The sequence below is a fragment of the Caminibacter sp. genome, from assembly GCF_053999135.1.
In genome coordinates this window covers 1-14,723 of record NZ_JBMXVQ010000012.1, presented here as the reverse complement: position 1 = coordinate 14,723, position 14,723 = coordinate 1, and the positions used below count along the sequence as shown (strand labels likewise).

General features: G+C 34.5%; 14 protein-coding genes. 13 read left to right on the top strand and 1 reads right to left on the bottom strand.

The window, feature by feature from the left end; all coding sequences use genetic code 11:
- Nucleotides 1–570, top strand: a 570-nt coding sequence (gene rdgB / locus ACXJH6_RS00555; RefSeq protein WP_456469816.1) for an RdgB/HAM1 family non-canonical purine NTP pyrophosphatase, incomplete at its 5' end; no start/stop codon positions are given.
- On the opposite strand, the gene ACXJH6_RS00550 is transcribed toward rdgB, so the two are convergent.
- A complete protein-coding gene (locus tag ACXJH6_RS00550) occupies nt 562–1,221 on the bottom strand; it encodes a 16S rRNA (uracil(1498)-N(3))-methyltransferase (RefSeq protein WP_456469815.1) in 660 nt (219 codons plus the stop codon). The two genes, rdgB and ACXJH6_RS00550, sit on opposite strands and share 9 nt — an antisense overlap.
- 42 nt (nt 1,222–1,263) lie before the next feature.
- On the opposite strand from ACXJH6_RS00550, the gene ACXJH6_RS00545 reads away from it, so the two are divergent.
- From ACXJH6_RS00545 to ACXJH6_RS00490, 12 genes are all read left to right on the top strand, one after another.
- Nucleotides 1,264–2,970, top strand: coding sequence for an ATP-binding protein (locus tag ACXJH6_RS00545; protein ID WP_456469814.1), 1,707 nt, complete (start codon nt 1,264–1,266; stop codon nt 2,968–2,970).
- Between the two features lie 145 nt (nt 2,971–3,115).
- Nucleotides 3,116–3,454, top strand: a complete 339-nt coding sequence (locus ACXJH6_RS00540; RefSeq protein ID WP_456469813.1) for an NADH-quinone oxidoreductase subunit A — start codon at nt 3,116–3,118, stop codon at nt 3,452–3,454.
- A complete protein-coding gene (locus ACXJH6_RS00535) occupies nt 3,438–3,911 on the top strand; it encodes an NADH-quinone oxidoreductase subunit B (protein ID WP_456469812.1) in 474 nt (157 codons plus the stop codon). Before ACXJH6_RS00540 ends, ACXJH6_RS00535 begins: the two co-directional genes overlap by 17 nt.
- Before the next feature lie 9 nt (nt 3,912–3,920).
- Nucleotides 3,921–5,594: an NADH-quinone oxidoreductase subunit D-related protein gene (locus tag ACXJH6_RS00530; protein ID WP_456469811.1), complete on the top strand. Its 1,674-nt coding sequence runs from the start codon at nt 3,921–3,923 to the stop codon at nt 5,592–5,594.
- A 9-nt stretch (nt 5,595–5,603) separates the two neighbouring features.
- Nucleotides 5,604–6,575, top strand: a complete 972-nt coding sequence (locus ACXJH6_RS00525) for a complex I subunit 1/NuoH family protein (RefSeq protein WP_456469810.1) — start codon at nt 5,604–5,606, stop codon at nt 6,573–6,575.
- 1 nt (nt 6,576) lies between these two features.
- The gene (locus ACXJH6_RS00520; protein WP_456469809.1) at nt 6,577–7,146 is read left to right on the top strand and encodes a 4Fe-4S binding protein; all 570 of its coding nucleotides are present in this window, start codon (nt 6,577–6,579) and stop codon (nt 7,144–7,146) included.
- The gene (locus ACXJH6_RS00515) at nt 7,143–7,610 is read left to right on the top strand and encodes an NADH-quinone oxidoreductase subunit J family protein (RefSeq protein ID WP_456469808.1); all 468 of its coding nucleotides are present in this window, start codon (nt 7,143–7,145) and stop codon (nt 7,608–7,610) included. The genes ACXJH6_RS00520 and ACXJH6_RS00515 overlap by 4 nt, the downstream gene beginning before the upstream one ends.
- 3 nt (nt 7,611–7,613) lie before the next feature.
- A complete protein-coding gene (locus tag ACXJH6_RS00510) occupies nt 7,614–7,922 on the top strand; it encodes an NADH-quinone oxidoreductase subunit NuoK (RefSeq protein WP_456469807.1) in 309 nt (102 codons plus the stop codon).
- The gene (locus ACXJH6_RS00505; RefSeq protein WP_456469806.1) at nt 7,915–9,765 is read left to right on the top strand and encodes an NADH-quinone oxidoreductase subunit 5 family protein; all 1,851 of its coding nucleotides are present in this window, start codon (nt 7,915–7,917) and stop codon (nt 9,763–9,765) included. Before ACXJH6_RS00510 ends, ACXJH6_RS00505 begins: the two co-directional genes overlap by 8 nt.
- Nucleotide 9,766: 1 nt before the next feature.
- Nucleotides 9,767–11,197 carry a complex I subunit 4 family protein gene (locus ACXJH6_RS00500; RefSeq protein ID WP_456469805.1) on the top strand — a complete coding sequence of 477 codons (1,431 nt, stop codon included), beginning with the start codon at nt 9,767–9,769 and terminating at the stop codon, nt 11,195–11,197.
- A complete protein-coding gene (locus tag ACXJH6_RS00495) occupies nt 11,197–12,528 on the top strand; it encodes an NADH-quinone oxidoreductase subunit N (protein ID WP_456469804.1) in 1,332 nt (443 codons plus the stop codon). Before ACXJH6_RS00500 ends, ACXJH6_RS00495 begins: the two co-directional genes overlap by 1 nt.
- A gap of 32 nt (nt 12,529–12,560) precedes the next feature.
- Nucleotides 12,561–14,723: tetratricopeptide repeat protein (locus ACXJH6_RS00490; protein WP_456469803.1), on the top strand; the 2,163-nt coding region annotated here is incomplete at its 3' end.

The following is a 14,723-nucleotide window of genomic DNA, read 5'->3' as shown; positions in this document are numbered from 1 at the left end:
GCAAGTTCGAATAAAGGAAAAGTAAAAGAAATTAAAAATATTTTAAAAAATTATGAGATAATTCCTTATACGGATATTATAACTCCTTTTGAAATAGAAGAAAATGGTAATTCGTTTAAGGAAAATGCCGTAATTAAAGCAAAAGCCATATATGAAAAACTGCCTGGAAATATCGTGTTAGCCGATGACAGCGGTATAAGCGTACCCGTCTTAGGAAACGAGCCGGGTATATATTCGGCAAGGTATGCGGGGGAAAACGCAACGGATAAAGATAATCTTTTTAAACTTATCAATGAGTTAAAAAAAAGAAACATAAAAAAAACCCCCGCTTTTTATACTGCGGCTATAGCGTTGGCTACGCCTTACGGAATTTTTACCGCCCATGGTTTTATGAGAGGGAATGTTATTGATGAAGCTAGGGGGGATAAAGGGTTTGGATATGACCCTATGTTTATTCCAAATGGATTTGATAAAACATTAGGAGAACTTGACGAAGAAATAAAACATAAAATCTCACACCGTTTTAAAGCCTTAAAACTTGCCGAACTTATTTTGGAGACTTTAAAGTAAAAATTTAGCTGCAACGGCGCATGCCGCTGTTTCGCTTCTTAGGATAAAGCTTTCGAATTTAAGTTTATTTTTAAAATATTGTTTTTCTTCTTTGGAAAATCCCCCTTCGGGACCTATTAAAAAAGGCTTAGGGTATTCTTTTGAACAGTCTATTTTTTCCCCGTCAAAATCTATTGCCGTAAAATCCGGATATTTTTGAAAAAATTCTTTTGAGGAATTTAAAATTTCAATTTCCATAAAGTCGCTTCTTCCGCACTGCTGATTTGAATTTATCAAAATTTTTTTTATTCTTTCGTTTTTTAATTTAAAATTTTTTTGAGAAAAATCGCAATATATAAAAGATATTTTGCTAACTCCTATTTCATTTAACGAGGGCAGGGTTTTTTCTATATTTTTCGGGTCTATTATACACCAGCCTAAATGGAAATGTTTTGAAGGCTTATTTGGAAATAAAATTTTTTCTTTAAGGGTTAAAAAAGCTTCTTTTTTGTTTATATGATTTACTTTATAAATATAAAGATAATCATCTTTTAAATTTCTTATTTTTATCTCTTCTTCGGGTTTTGTTCTTCTGACTTTAAAAAGATATTTGTGTTCTTCTCCCTTAAGGGTTATTTGAGAAAAGGTATCGGGATAATATAAAAATTGCATAGTTTCCCTTTTTTGGTAAAATTATAATAAAAAGGAGATTTTTTGAGTAAATATATTAAAGAGTTTTTAAAAAATCCTCAAAAAAGCAAAATATATCCAATACTTGGTGTTGATAAACAGGAAGCTGGTCTTCTTAAAAAAATGCTTGAATATTATATGGAGGGAAAAGAGGATATAAGGGTAAGAACTCTTTTAAAGGATGTTTTTCAAAAAGAAGGGATAGAAATTTTTGATAAGACTGAATCCGTTAAAAAACTTATAGACGAAGGATGGGTGATATTAAGTACTATCGGGGTTAAAAGCAGCGATATAACTTCTCTTGAGCTGTTTAATGCTTCAGTGTCTTTATCTTTAAGTTTTTTAAAGCTTATAGAAAAAGGCGAACTGGATTTGGTAATACCTCAAAATACTCCTTACAGCGACCATCTTGAATATTTGCATGATGAATTTTTAAGAATAGAACTTTACGAACAGCTTGTTAGTCTTAAAAACAGCTTTTCAAACGAGTCGGCTTCCATAAAAAGGGTTGAGAGTAAATTAAGGCTTATAGAAAATACCATTAAGGAAAAAATTAAAAAAACCACTATAGATTTGCCCGTTTTGAATTTTATGATAGAAAACGAGTTTAATGAAAAAGAAGAACTTATTTTTTTAGCTCTTCTTAAAGAAGAATACATGCATTCCAACGAAAATATAAGAGAGCTTAACTATCTTTTGAATTTAATAAGCTCGGATGAGATAGAAAAAATAAAAAACAGAAGCCTTTTGGATGAAAATTCTAAGCTTGTCAGCGAAGGTATTTTGGACTATGATGAAATATTCGGCGGATTTGGGGGATATACAAGAATTTATTTTATAAGTGAGGATATTTTAAACGAACTTGTACATCCGAGAAAAAAACATAAAATCCAACATTTAATAAAAGATACTATTTTTGATTTAATTGAGCCTAAAACAACTCTTAAAGACGTGGTTTTACCTAAAAAGACTAGAGATATGCTAAAAGTGCTTTTAAAGCAAATAGATAAAAAAGTATTAAATCTTCTTAAAAAATGGGGAATAAAAAGCAATGACGATTTTGATGCGAAAATTATTTTTTACGGAGCTCCGGGAACAGGAAAAACGCTTACTGCCCATTCCATAGCAAAAGAACTTAATAAACCGATACTCTCTCTTGATGCGAGTAAAATTTTATCTATGTATGTAGGCGAGAGTGAAAAAAACGTCAGAAGAATGTTTGACGAATATTATGATATAAGTGAAAAACTAAAAACAAAACCCGTATTGCTTTTAAACGAGGCGGACCAGTTTTTGTCAACCAGAACTACGGCTAGTTTTAGCAGTGCGGATAAAATGCATAATCAAATGCAAAATATTTTTTTAGAACAGCTTGAAAAGTTCGAGGGAATACTTATAGCAACTACCAATCTTCTTGAAACGATAGACAACGCTTTTTCAAGAAGATTTGATTATAAAATTAAGTTTGAAAAACCTTCTTTTAAAGAGAGAGTAAAATTATGGGAATTGAAACTTCCTAAAAATGCGGATTTTGAAGATGATTTTGATATTTCAAAACTTGCCAGATACGATTTAACAGGAGCGCAGATAGAACTTGTGATTAAGAATACGGCTTTGAAAGTAGCTCTTAGAAAAAAACCTCTTTTTAAACTTGAAGATTTTATAGAAGAGATAGAAAAAGAAAAGAAAAATGCTTTTGATTCGGAAAAAGAAGTAGGTTTTATTAGTTAGTGAATAAGTATTTATTACAGATGGTAACGCATATTAATATAGAATTAAGAATAAATTTGTCTTGTTTATAAATTTTTCTTATAATTTAAGATAATGATGCATAAACCCTAAAGAGTTTTGGTAACATTCAAAAAAAGGAGTAATAATGGAAACCATTTTAATTTATGGTGCAGGGATTTTAGGCGGTGTTTTACTGCTTTATTTTCTTGGTATTATTGTGGCGCCTTTTAATCCGGGTGAGATTAAAAACGACCATTTCGAATGTGGTCTGCCTCCAAGCAGCGAGATACCTATGAAAGCAAATTTTAGGTATTTCATATTTGCGATAGCTTTTATAGTGTTTGATATGGCGGGGCTTTTCTTTAGTCTGTTTGTATTTGCAGACAATCCTCAGGCTCTTCAGTGGGCTATGGTATTTGGAATATTATTATTTGCGGCTATTACAGTTAGTATGAAGGAGTATAGAAATGCTAAAAGTGCTTGATTTTTTCAATTACGCCAGGAGTAAATCCCCTTGGATAGTCCATTTTTGTAGCGGATGCTGTTCTCTTGAGATGCAGGCTGCTATGGGGCCTAGGTATGATTGGGAAAGATACGGATATATTATGACTCCAACTCCTAGACAGGCGGATATTATGTTTATTACCGGACTTGTGAGCAAAAAAATTCTGCCGGCTCTTCTTAGGACTTACGAACAGATGCCAGAACCCAGATATGTTGTGGCTATAGGTGCCTGTGCTTATGACGGAGGTCCTTATAATGATTCTCCTTCTGTTATTAAAAATATGACTGAAATTTTGCCGGCGGATGTTTTTGTAGCCGGTTGTCCTCCAAAACCGGAAGCTATTATAGCCGGTCTTGAGGATTTGAAAGAAAAGATTAAAAGAGGTGAACCATCCGCTTCAAGTCAGGGTGGTTTATGGAAACAAATGAAATTCTAAGGAAGCCGCATGAGAGAAGAAATTAAGAATATAATAAAAAAATACGATGTGGAATTTGTTGAAGATTACAAGTCATGGGTAAAAGCCAAATTGAAAAATAAAAATGATTTAATTCCTTTAATTAAGGAGTTAAAAAAAACAGGTGTAAAGACATGTTCTACTGTTAGTCCTACGGATTTTATTGATGAAAACAAAATAGAAGTTAATTATTTTCTTGAAACTTTAAAACCTCAGGTTTCAAGCAGGGAAGCAGAAAAAGTAAATGTATGGTTAAAAGTTGATTTGCCAAGAGAATTGGAAGAGTGTGAGATAGATTCCATTACTCCTGAAATGCCGAGTGCAAACTATCATGAACTTGAAGCTTATTCTACTTTTGGAGTAAAATTTAAAGGGCATCCTAATTTAAGATACTTTTTAATCAGCAGGGATTATTACGGTAAATTTCCTTTTAGAAAAGATTTTGACTGGAAAGAGCATGAAAAACATCTTATTGAAAATGTAAACGCTATTACAGAAGAATTTTTTAAAGAGTTTGAAGAGCACGAAAAAACTATGGGACACGAAGGAAGCAGAACCGTTCTTCACTGGGGACCTACGCATCCGGCAAGCGGTCCTATTAGACTTAAAGTTTTTGTAAACGGGGAAAATATAGAAAAAGTAGAACCGGATATCGGATACGTATGGAGAGCTCTTGAAAATTTAGCTGAAAGAAAAGATTTTATAGGAACTATAGTGGCGGTAGAGAGAATCTGTTTTATGGATAATCCTAATCCTATGATTTGTTACTCTCAGGCCGTTGAAGAGATAGCCGGTAAAGAAATTACGCCTTTTGCCAAATATATGAGAGTAATACTCGGAGAAACCGGAAGAATTGTATCTCATTTGATTTCTATGGGAGGTTTCTTCGGGACTATGGGTCTTCAAACGTTTTTAATGTGGTGTTTGGATGTTAGAGAATATTTCTTAGACGTTTTAGAAGATTACAGTGGGGCTAGAATTGCTACGGCTTGTGTTGAACCTGGGGGAGTCAGGTATCCTTTAAACGATTATAAAGCCTGGTTTGAGGAAATAAATAAAGCTATTGCAAAATGGGAAAAAGTAAAACCTGAAATAGAAGATATCTTCTTAAAAAACCCTCTAATGACCGTAAGGGCGAAAGATACAGGAGTGTTTAGTTTAGATGATGTGGAAGAATTTTACCTGGCAGGTCCTATAGCAAGAGCTACCGGAGCTAAAATAGATGTGAGAATTGACGAACCTTATGCAGCTTATAGTGAGCTTGAAATGGATTATGTAACGTGTGATAGCGGTGATGCTAGAGATAGACTCTATATTATATATAAAGAGATTAATCAAGCTGTTGATTTAATTAAACAGGCTATGAAAAAAATAGAAGAAGGCATTGAAGCAGGAGAGATGGACCCTAAAAAAGACCATCTTGTAAGAATGCCAAAAAGACTGCCAGCAGGAGAGGCTGTTAGCAGAATAGAGTGGGCAAGAGGTGAAATTTTAATGCATCTTGTAACCCAAGATAAAGCAACCTCGCCTTACAGACTTAAAATTAAAGCGCCAAGTGTTAATCATACGATGATGCTTGAGAGATTATTACCTGGGCATACCCTTTCAGATATTCCGCTACTTTACGGTAGTATGCATATCTGTCAGGGTGACCTTGATAGATAAGGAGAAAAAATGGGTATAGGAGAAATGTTATTTTATATTTTTGTGTTTCCTGGTCTTTTGTTTTTGCTGGGATGGACTTTTTTTGTTTTTTATTTTTCAAGAAAAGCCCTGGCTTATGTACATAAAAGGGTAGGGCCTCACTTTAACGGGCCGGCCGGGTCTTTACAGACTGTGTGGGATGTGTTTAAACTCTTGACTAAAGAATCAATTACTCCTAAAAGCGCAGACCCGTATTTATTTAATATTATTCCTATTTTAACTCCTTTAGTGGCTGCGTTACCGGTTATATTAATTCCCTGGACTCCTCTTATCAACAACGGGCATGGAATTTTGGATACCCAGTACGGAGTGCTTGGACTTGTTGTGTTAATAGGGGTTGAACCTTTCTTGCTTTTCTTAACGGGGTTTGGTTCTCATAACAAATATTCGTTTTTAGGCGGTATGAGAATTTTGGCTCAGATGATTTCTATGGAAGCTCCGTTTTTCTTAGCAGCTCTTAGTCCCGCCCTTCTTTTTGGGACGATGAATCTGTATGAAATAATGTATAGCAATACGTGGTTTAGCACCTTAATTTTATTACCTGGGGCTATTATTTATATTATTGCTATGCTTGGTATTTTAGAACAGCCTCCTTTTCATATCCCAGATGCCGAACAGGAAATTGTATACGGGTTTTATACGGAATATTCGGGGACTAACTATGTTCTTTTAAAATTTGCCGAGTTTACCGAAATTTTAGTAGTTTCGGCATCAGCGGTGGTACTGTTTTTTGGCGGATATAGAGGAATATTTTTTGATAGTTTTTGGTGGTTGTTTTTAAAAATAGTCGTTCTTGCAATTATTATGGTGGCTATCAGGGCATCAAACCCGAGACTTAGACTTGATCAAATGCTTAAATTCTGTTGGAGCTGGTTGACGCCTCTTGCTATATTGAATTTGGTGTGGGTAACTTTTGCAAAACTTTATATATTAGGAGTTTAATATGTTGTTTGAGATAAGTGAAAAAATAGTAAGAGTATTAAAAGCGGTTACCGAACCTAGAATAGCCACTAAGGACGTGGTAAAAGAACCGGCTCATAAATCACCTGTTTTTAGGGGAAGACATCAAATCAGATACGATATTTGTACAGGATGTGAGGCATGTGCAAAAATATGTCCTGTTGATGCTATTATAATGGAACCTTTACCTATTAAAAGACCTAAAGCTTTGCCTGAAGTTAATTTAGCTGTTTGTATCTTCTGTGGTCTTTGTGAAGATGTTTGTCCCACAAAACCGGAAAAGGCCATTAAGCTCAGCGGCGGGGATATTGAAATGATTGTAGACAACCCCTCTCATGAATCTTTATCTAATTGGTGGGTAAAACCTGAAGTCCCTGAGGAATGGATTGAGCAGAAAAAACGTGAAGAAGAAGAAAAAGCCAGAAAAAAAGCCGAAATGATGGCGAAGAAAAAAGCGGAGGCTGAAGCTAAAAAGAGAGCTGAAGCGGCTGCTAAAAAAGCTGAAGAAAATAAAAGCAGCGGTGAAACCGGAGATAACGGAGGTGAAAAATGAGCGTTTTAATTTTGGTGTTGGCAATTATTTTGGCGGTAATGTCTCTTACTCAAAAAAATACGGTACCGGCGGTAATAGCATTTGTTTTGATGATGTTTTTGCTTGGTATTTATTATATCTTTATGGGTGAAAAACTTCTTGGGCTTTTCCAGATATTCGTTTATACCGGAGGTATAGTTGTATTAACCCTTTTTGGGGTAACGGTTATAGGTTCTAAATTTCCTAAATATGAAATAAGACCCTGGGCGGTTTCTATTGTAACTCTTGTGATTATTGGTTTATTGATAGTGCCGTTTTTGTTACCTGATATTCCTTATGAAGGCAAAGCTATTCCTTTAAAAGATCAGGTAAAAATATTTACGGATTTTTATGCGGAGATTGCTATTTTTATGGGAGTTGTAGCGGCTAGTATTCTTTATGGAAGTATCAGAATGCTGCATACTCTAAAACATGGAAAGGAATAAAAAATGGTAGGATTTTATATCGATGCGATTGCCGCAATTATCCTTTTTGGAGTGGGGCTTTACGGCGTAACCAGTAAAAGTGATTTTTTAAAAATCTTTTTTTCTTTGGAAATGCTTTTAAACGCAGTTATTCTGTTTTTGGCAAGTGCGGCTTATCATTTTGGACTTACTAGAGGGTTGGCCATTGCTTATGTGATTATAGTAATCGCTACTCTTGAAGCGGCGGCCGGTGTGCTTATCTTTATTTTGGCTAACAGAATTACAGGAGAAATTATTCCAGACCACTTAGATAAGGCGGTGAGCGATGAATAATGCAGTAATGATATTATTGGTAGCTCCTTATATAGGAGCCGTTTTGGCTTATATTTTAGGAAAGACAAAAAGAGAACTTGCGTTTTGGGTTGCCGAGGTAGTCGGAGGTATTCTTTTTTTAGCGAGTTTGGTGCTGTTTTTTAAGTATTCTGATACGGTAATAGATATCAATTATACATGGATTGCTTTTGGTAATCTTAAAATCCCTTTTGGTATTTATATAGACCATTTGTCTATAGTTATGCTTTTGGTTGCTACGGGGCTTGGATTTTTAGATATTCATTTTGCCCATGATTATATGGGGGATGACCCTGACCAGCCAAGATATTATGCAAAAGTGCTTTTCTTTATAGGCGGTATGATTTTGCTTGTAATAACAAAAGATTTAATAGGCGCTTTTATAGGTTGGGAATTTATGGGGCTTGCGAGTTATCTTCTTATTAGTTTTTGGTATTATAAAAGTTCTGCGGCAAGTGCCGGTATGCAGGCGTTTTTATATACCAGATTCGGTGATGTGTTTATGTTGGCTGCCATTGCTCTTTTATTTTATTATGCTGGGACTGTAAATCTTGTGGAACTTAACAAAATGGCCAATGCCGGAGAGCTTGATAAAACGATGGCCTTAGTAGTGGCTTTGTTTATTTTTATGGGTGCTATTGGTAAATCTGGGCAGTTTCCTCTTTATCCTTGGCTTATGAACGCCATGGAAGGTCCTACTACCGTTTCCGCTTTAATCCATGGTGCTACGATGGTTAACTCAGGTATTTATATCGTTGCGAGACTGTTTGACTTTTTTGCTTATACGGAAGCTTTATTTATAGTGGCGAATGTTGCGGCTTTATCTGCGTTTATAGGCGCCACTTCAGCTCTTGTTCAAAAAGAGATTAAAAAAATTCTTGCATATTCCACGATGTCACACTTGTCTATAGCATTTGTCGGTCTTGGAGTAGGCAGTTTAGCGGCGGGTATGCTTCATTTGGTAAACCATGCTATTTTTAAAGCACTCTTATTTTTAGGTGCTGGTGCTGTTATTTATATAGCGCATCACCAAAAAGACGCATGGAAATTAGGAGGTTTGATTAAGACGGCTCCTTGGGTGGCGTTATTTATGGCTATGGGTTCACTTTCTTTAGCCGGTGTACCTCCGTTTAGTGGATATTTTTCAAAAGAGATGGTGGTTGCCGCCGCTTGGGAATGGGGTAACGGATTTACGAAAACATTCGTAACTATTGCGGCATTACTCTCTATTGCTTATATTACAAGACTTTGGATTCTTATTTTCCTTGGTGAACCAAGACATGAAGAAGTTGGTGGAAGTGTGCATAAACCAAGTAATCTTTGGATGAGATTGCCTTTGGGTATTTTGGCATTTGTTACTCTTGCAATTTCTCTTTGGCAAAGCGATATAGTTCATTATATTGTTGGTAAAGAGGTTGTAGAACCTCATGTTGCCGGTCTTGCGGCGTTTATGCTCACCGGAATGCTTGTTATATTCCTTATAGTAGTAGGATTGTATGTTAAAGGTCTCAATTTACTTTATAAAATTGCATCTCATCAGTTTGTAATAACTATTCATCAGATTCTGTTTAACGGGTATTATGTAGAAGCTATGATTACATGGATTTCTAAAAATATTGTGGTTAACGCTATTGCGAAATCTATGAGATGGTTTGATACTAATGTTGTGGATTATGTTGTAAATAAAACGGTTGATTGGACAAAAATGGTATACAGAATGTTCAAAGCCGGGCATAGCGGTAAAATTGGAACCTATATGGGACAATTCGTTCTTGGTGTTGCAATTATCGTTATAGCAATCTTAATTATTGTAAAGGGGCTGTAAAATGGTAGCGGTAGATATAATTTTTGCACCTATATTTCTCTCGGCCCTTGTCTATTTTATGACAAAAGGGGCTCAGCATATAGCTAAGTATATTGCTCTTGGCTGGTTTGTGATACTCTTTTTTATAGCCTTTAACTGGTATAATCAGTTACCGGCTGATGGGGGATTTTTATTTTTGGGTAATTACCTGAGTGTGCCTCAGTTTGGTTTTGAGCTGACTCTTCAAATAGATGCTTTAAGTGTGGCTATGCTTTTACTGACGGCGGCTCTTTTGATTTTGGTTGTATTTACTTCATGGAACGAAAAGAAACCGGCTGCTTATTTTAGTTTGCTTATAATGTTTAGCGGTCCTATTTTTGGTGTATTTATGACTACTAACGTTCTTTGGTTTTTTATGTTTTGGGAACTTACTCTTGTACCGATGCTTTTCTTAGTGGGTATTTGGGGAGCCGAAGAGAGAGTTTATGCTGCGGTTAAGTTTTTTCTTTATACGCATGTGTTTGCTATGTTTATGTTTGTAGGTTTTTTCCTTCTTTATAAACAAACGGGATATTGGGATTTGACGTTAATTAAAGAAACGGCTTTAGCTACGCCGGCTTTAATTTGGTGGTTAATGTTTTTAGGTTTTGCTGCGAAACTTCCTGTATTTCCTTTCCATACCTGGCTGCCTGACGCCCATGTACAGGCTCCAAGCAGTATTTCCGTGTTATTGGCGGGTGTATTGTTAAAAATGGGTGCATACGGTCTTATCAGATTCACAGTAGAGCTTATGCCTGTTACTACACTTCAGTTTGCGAAATGGATGTTGATTATAGGTCTTATTACAACATTGTATGCAGGATTTTTGGCTATTTACGAAAGACATATCAAAAAAATGGTGGCTTACAGTTCAATCTCACATATGGGACTTGTAGTAGTGGCTATTTCAACTATGACATACGACGGGCTTAGTGCGGCTTTATTTGAAATGATAGGGCACGCCCTTGTAATTTCTCCTCTATTTTTGATTGCCGGGTGGTTGCATCACCAAACGCATACGTGGTATATGGATGAAATGGGCGGAATTATGAAAAAAGCTCCTTATGCGGCTGCTATATTTATTTTAGCCGGTATGGCTGCTCTTGGACTTCCTGGTACCATGGGGTTTGTAGGAGAACTTACCATTATAATATCTGCTGTAAAAGCGTACGGTTGGTGGATTGCCGTTATAGCTCTTGCGGGTCTTATCAGTGCCGGTTACATAATCTGGGCTGTTAGAAGAGCAATTCATGGGCCTATGAGTCCTATTGTAGAAAAAACTGCGTTTACTATGAGCTTACCTGAAAAATTTGCTCTTGGTATTTATGCCTTTTTAATTGTTTATTTCGGTATAAATCCTCAACCTATTTTTGATTTAGCAAATAAAGCATTTAGCTTCTTTGGAGGGATGTGATGAGTTTTATAGTATTAATAGCGGCGGGATTATTGGTTCCAGTATTTTACAGGAGCAATATTTTTATAGCTAAAATGATAGCGGTAGCGGCTTTTATAGTAGCTGCTTATTTTATTTATACGGGACAAAGCTTAAACAGCGTTTTCTCTTATTTTGTAATGGATGATGCTACAAGGTTGATGGAGTTTGTATTATTGGCGACTCTTGCGGCGGTTTCTCTTTCTTTAACAGGATTTGAAAGACCTCTTATTGCTCAAATGCTTTTCTTAGCGGGAGCGTCTTTAGCGTTTTTGGAAACTAATAATTTCTTTATGTATATAGTCTTGTTTGAGGTTATTGCAATTATTTCTTATATTCTGGTTGCGAACATAAGAAACTTTTATAACGCCGAAGGTGCTATAAAAGCGTTTATTGCAGGTGCTGTGGCTAGTGGTATTATCTTATTTGGATTTGCTCTTTTTAGTTTTACTACAGATAGCTTTAACTATACAGATATGAATGTATCTGGTAAATTTACGTTAATTGCTGTTGCTATTATGTTGGCTGGAATTTTTTATAAGTTAACTGTTGTACCTATGCATGGATGGGCGGCTGATGCTTATTCTCAGGTAAACCATGCAGCAGCTGCAATTCTCAGCGGGGTTATAAAAAGTGTTGTTTTAGTAGCTACTTTTAAAGCTTTTTATAAGTTTTTGGTTGTATATCCTTTGGCTACTGTTTTGATTTTCAGTTTCTTTGCAATACTTACGATGACTCTTGCAAATTTTATGGCGCTTTGGCAAAAAAGAATTTCAAAAATTTTGGCTTATTCTTCAATAGCCCACAGCGGATATGCTTTAATTCCTTTTGCTGCCGTGGCGAGTGTTTATTCTTATTCGGGGATTTTATATTATGCAGTTGCTTATATATTTATGCAAACAAGCGTATTTTTAATTTTAAATGATTTAAGACGTGAACTTGGAGTTAAATATCTTGAAGATATTAAAGGTCTTTACAAAAAAGCTCCTTTACATTCGTTAATATTTACTGTTCAGTTGTTTTCTCTTGCGGGTATTCCTCTGCTTGCCGGGTTTTTAAGTAAAGCGGTTGCGTTTTATGCGGGAGTTGACGCAGGTCTTTGGTGGATTGTATTGATAGCGTTGTTAAACTCTGCTTTAGCGGTTGGGTATTATGTATGGATTATAAAACATATCTATTTTGACGAACCTAATAATAACGTTACTATTAATATGTCTCAGGGAAGTTTAATAGGACAGCTTATATTGTTGGCCGGTACTGTTTATTTTGGTATCGTAGCTTCTGATGTGTTTAGTGCGACAATAAGTTTATAGTCTTTTTGATATAATTATCAAAAAGGCTGGGCTTGATACTTTTTCTTTTTTTTCCTCTTTTATTATTTGGGCTTGAAATTAATGTGGATTACGGAAAAAATAAAAATGTTCCGTATGAAATTTTGACACTTTATGAAAATTTTCCTTTCCGTTGTACCACTGGTAAAAACAAAATAGTGTGTGTATTTAATAAAGTTCCAAAAACTCCGGTTTTTAAAGATAAAACATATTTTTTTAACATATTGCCTGTTTTTGGAAAAAATAGTTTAAAAATAATAATTACCGTTAGAAAAGGGAAATTTAAGGTATTTGCCTTAGAAGACAACTTATATAATAAACCTCTTTTAACTCCTTTTAAATCTAAAAAAGCAAAGAAATGGATAATAATCGTAAATGACAGATATCTTAACAATAAACAAGAGGGTCTTAATTTTTATTTTAAACATACAGTATATCCTTATATAGGACCTATAGACGAAAATTTAAATCCTATAAAAATGGCAAAAAGTAAAGATATCATTAAATATTTTGAAATTTTAAAAAGTTATAAAGTCGGCAGGGATGTGGTTGATGAAATTAACGAGTTTATAAAAAATTATCCGAATTCAGTATTTTTGTCAGATATTCTTTATCTTAAGCTTAAGATTTTGGATGCTAACAATGACAGCGATGGTGTTATATCCCTTGGAAAAGAGTGGATAAAAAAATATGCTTTTAGCGAAAAACTTCCTGAAGTATTGTTGCTTATAGGTAAAAACTATTCTAAAATAGGTTTTGCAAGCAATGCGAGTTACTATTACAACAGGATTATTACCGAGTATCCGAATACTAAATGGGCTTATCTTGCCATGATATATTTAGCAGACCAGCTTTATACGATGGGAGATGAAAAAAAAGCGTTTAAACTTTATGAAAAAGCTCTTTATTCAACCAATGATTTGGATATAGCTTCTTTAGCCGCTGCAAGACTTGCCCAAAGATATATGGATAAAGGAAATATAAAAAGAGCGATAGAATATTATAAAAAAATATACAAAGCCAATAAAAAATTTATTTTAAAAAATAAAAATAAAGCTTACGAACTGGCAAAAATGCTTGCAAGTCATAGAATTTATGATTTGGCTATAAATATAGGTGAAGATATTTTAAAAGGTTTGAAAAAACTTGACGATTTATACGAGCCTTTGCTTTACAATCTTGCTCTTTGGGCTTATGAAGACGGTAAATACGATTTGGCTTTAAAATTTGTGGAAAAATACCTAAAAGAGTTTCCTTATGGGGATTATGCCGATGCTGTGTCGGCTTTAAGGGATAAAATATTATTTCAGATTCCTGAGAACAATTTGACTAAAAAACTGGAATATATAGATAAGATTTTAGAGAAATATAAAGGGGATATAGCTAAAAAAGCGTTGGTGGAAAAAGTTAAGATTTTATATCAAATGAAAAAATATAAAGAAGTTTTGGAGCTTGAAGATAAATTTAAGGATTTTGATGAGAAACTGTTTCCTGATAAAGATAAGTTTTTTAAAAAGGTAAAAAAAGAGTATGCAATAGAGCTTTTAAAACAAAACAGATGTTTTGAGGCCATAAGTCTTATAAAAAAATACAAACTGACGCTTGATAAAAAATGGGATGAGAAAATTTACGAATGTGCTATAAAATCCAAAAATTACGATATTGCGTCCGTTATTTGTAATAAGTATCTAAATTCTCCCGATGATGAAGTGTTTATTAAATGGATGAAAAGAAAAATAGAGGCTCTTAAAGGACTTAGGGATTATAAAAATATCGTAACGGCTGTTGATGATTTGTGCGGTGTTATGAAAAAAGGGTGTTATCCGTATCTGCTTGATAAATTTTTCGCCCTTTGGAAACTTAAAGAATATAAAGAGGCTTTAAAAGTCGCTAAGCAGCTTGAAAAACATCAGGATATAAGAAACGCCGATGCGTTTATAAAAATAGTAAACTGGGCTTTAAAAAATAACGACAATCTGCTTGCGGCAAGTTATGCTAAAAAAATAATAGATTTACAAAACAGATTTAAAGCCCATCCTTATTCCCCTTTTGTTGAATTTGTTTTTGCAAAATATACGAAAAATAAAGAAGAAGCCGTAAAAGTTTTAAAAGAACTTCTTAAAAGGGTTAAAGGCGAGGATAAGGCAAGGGCTTTATTTATGCTTGCAAACCTTACC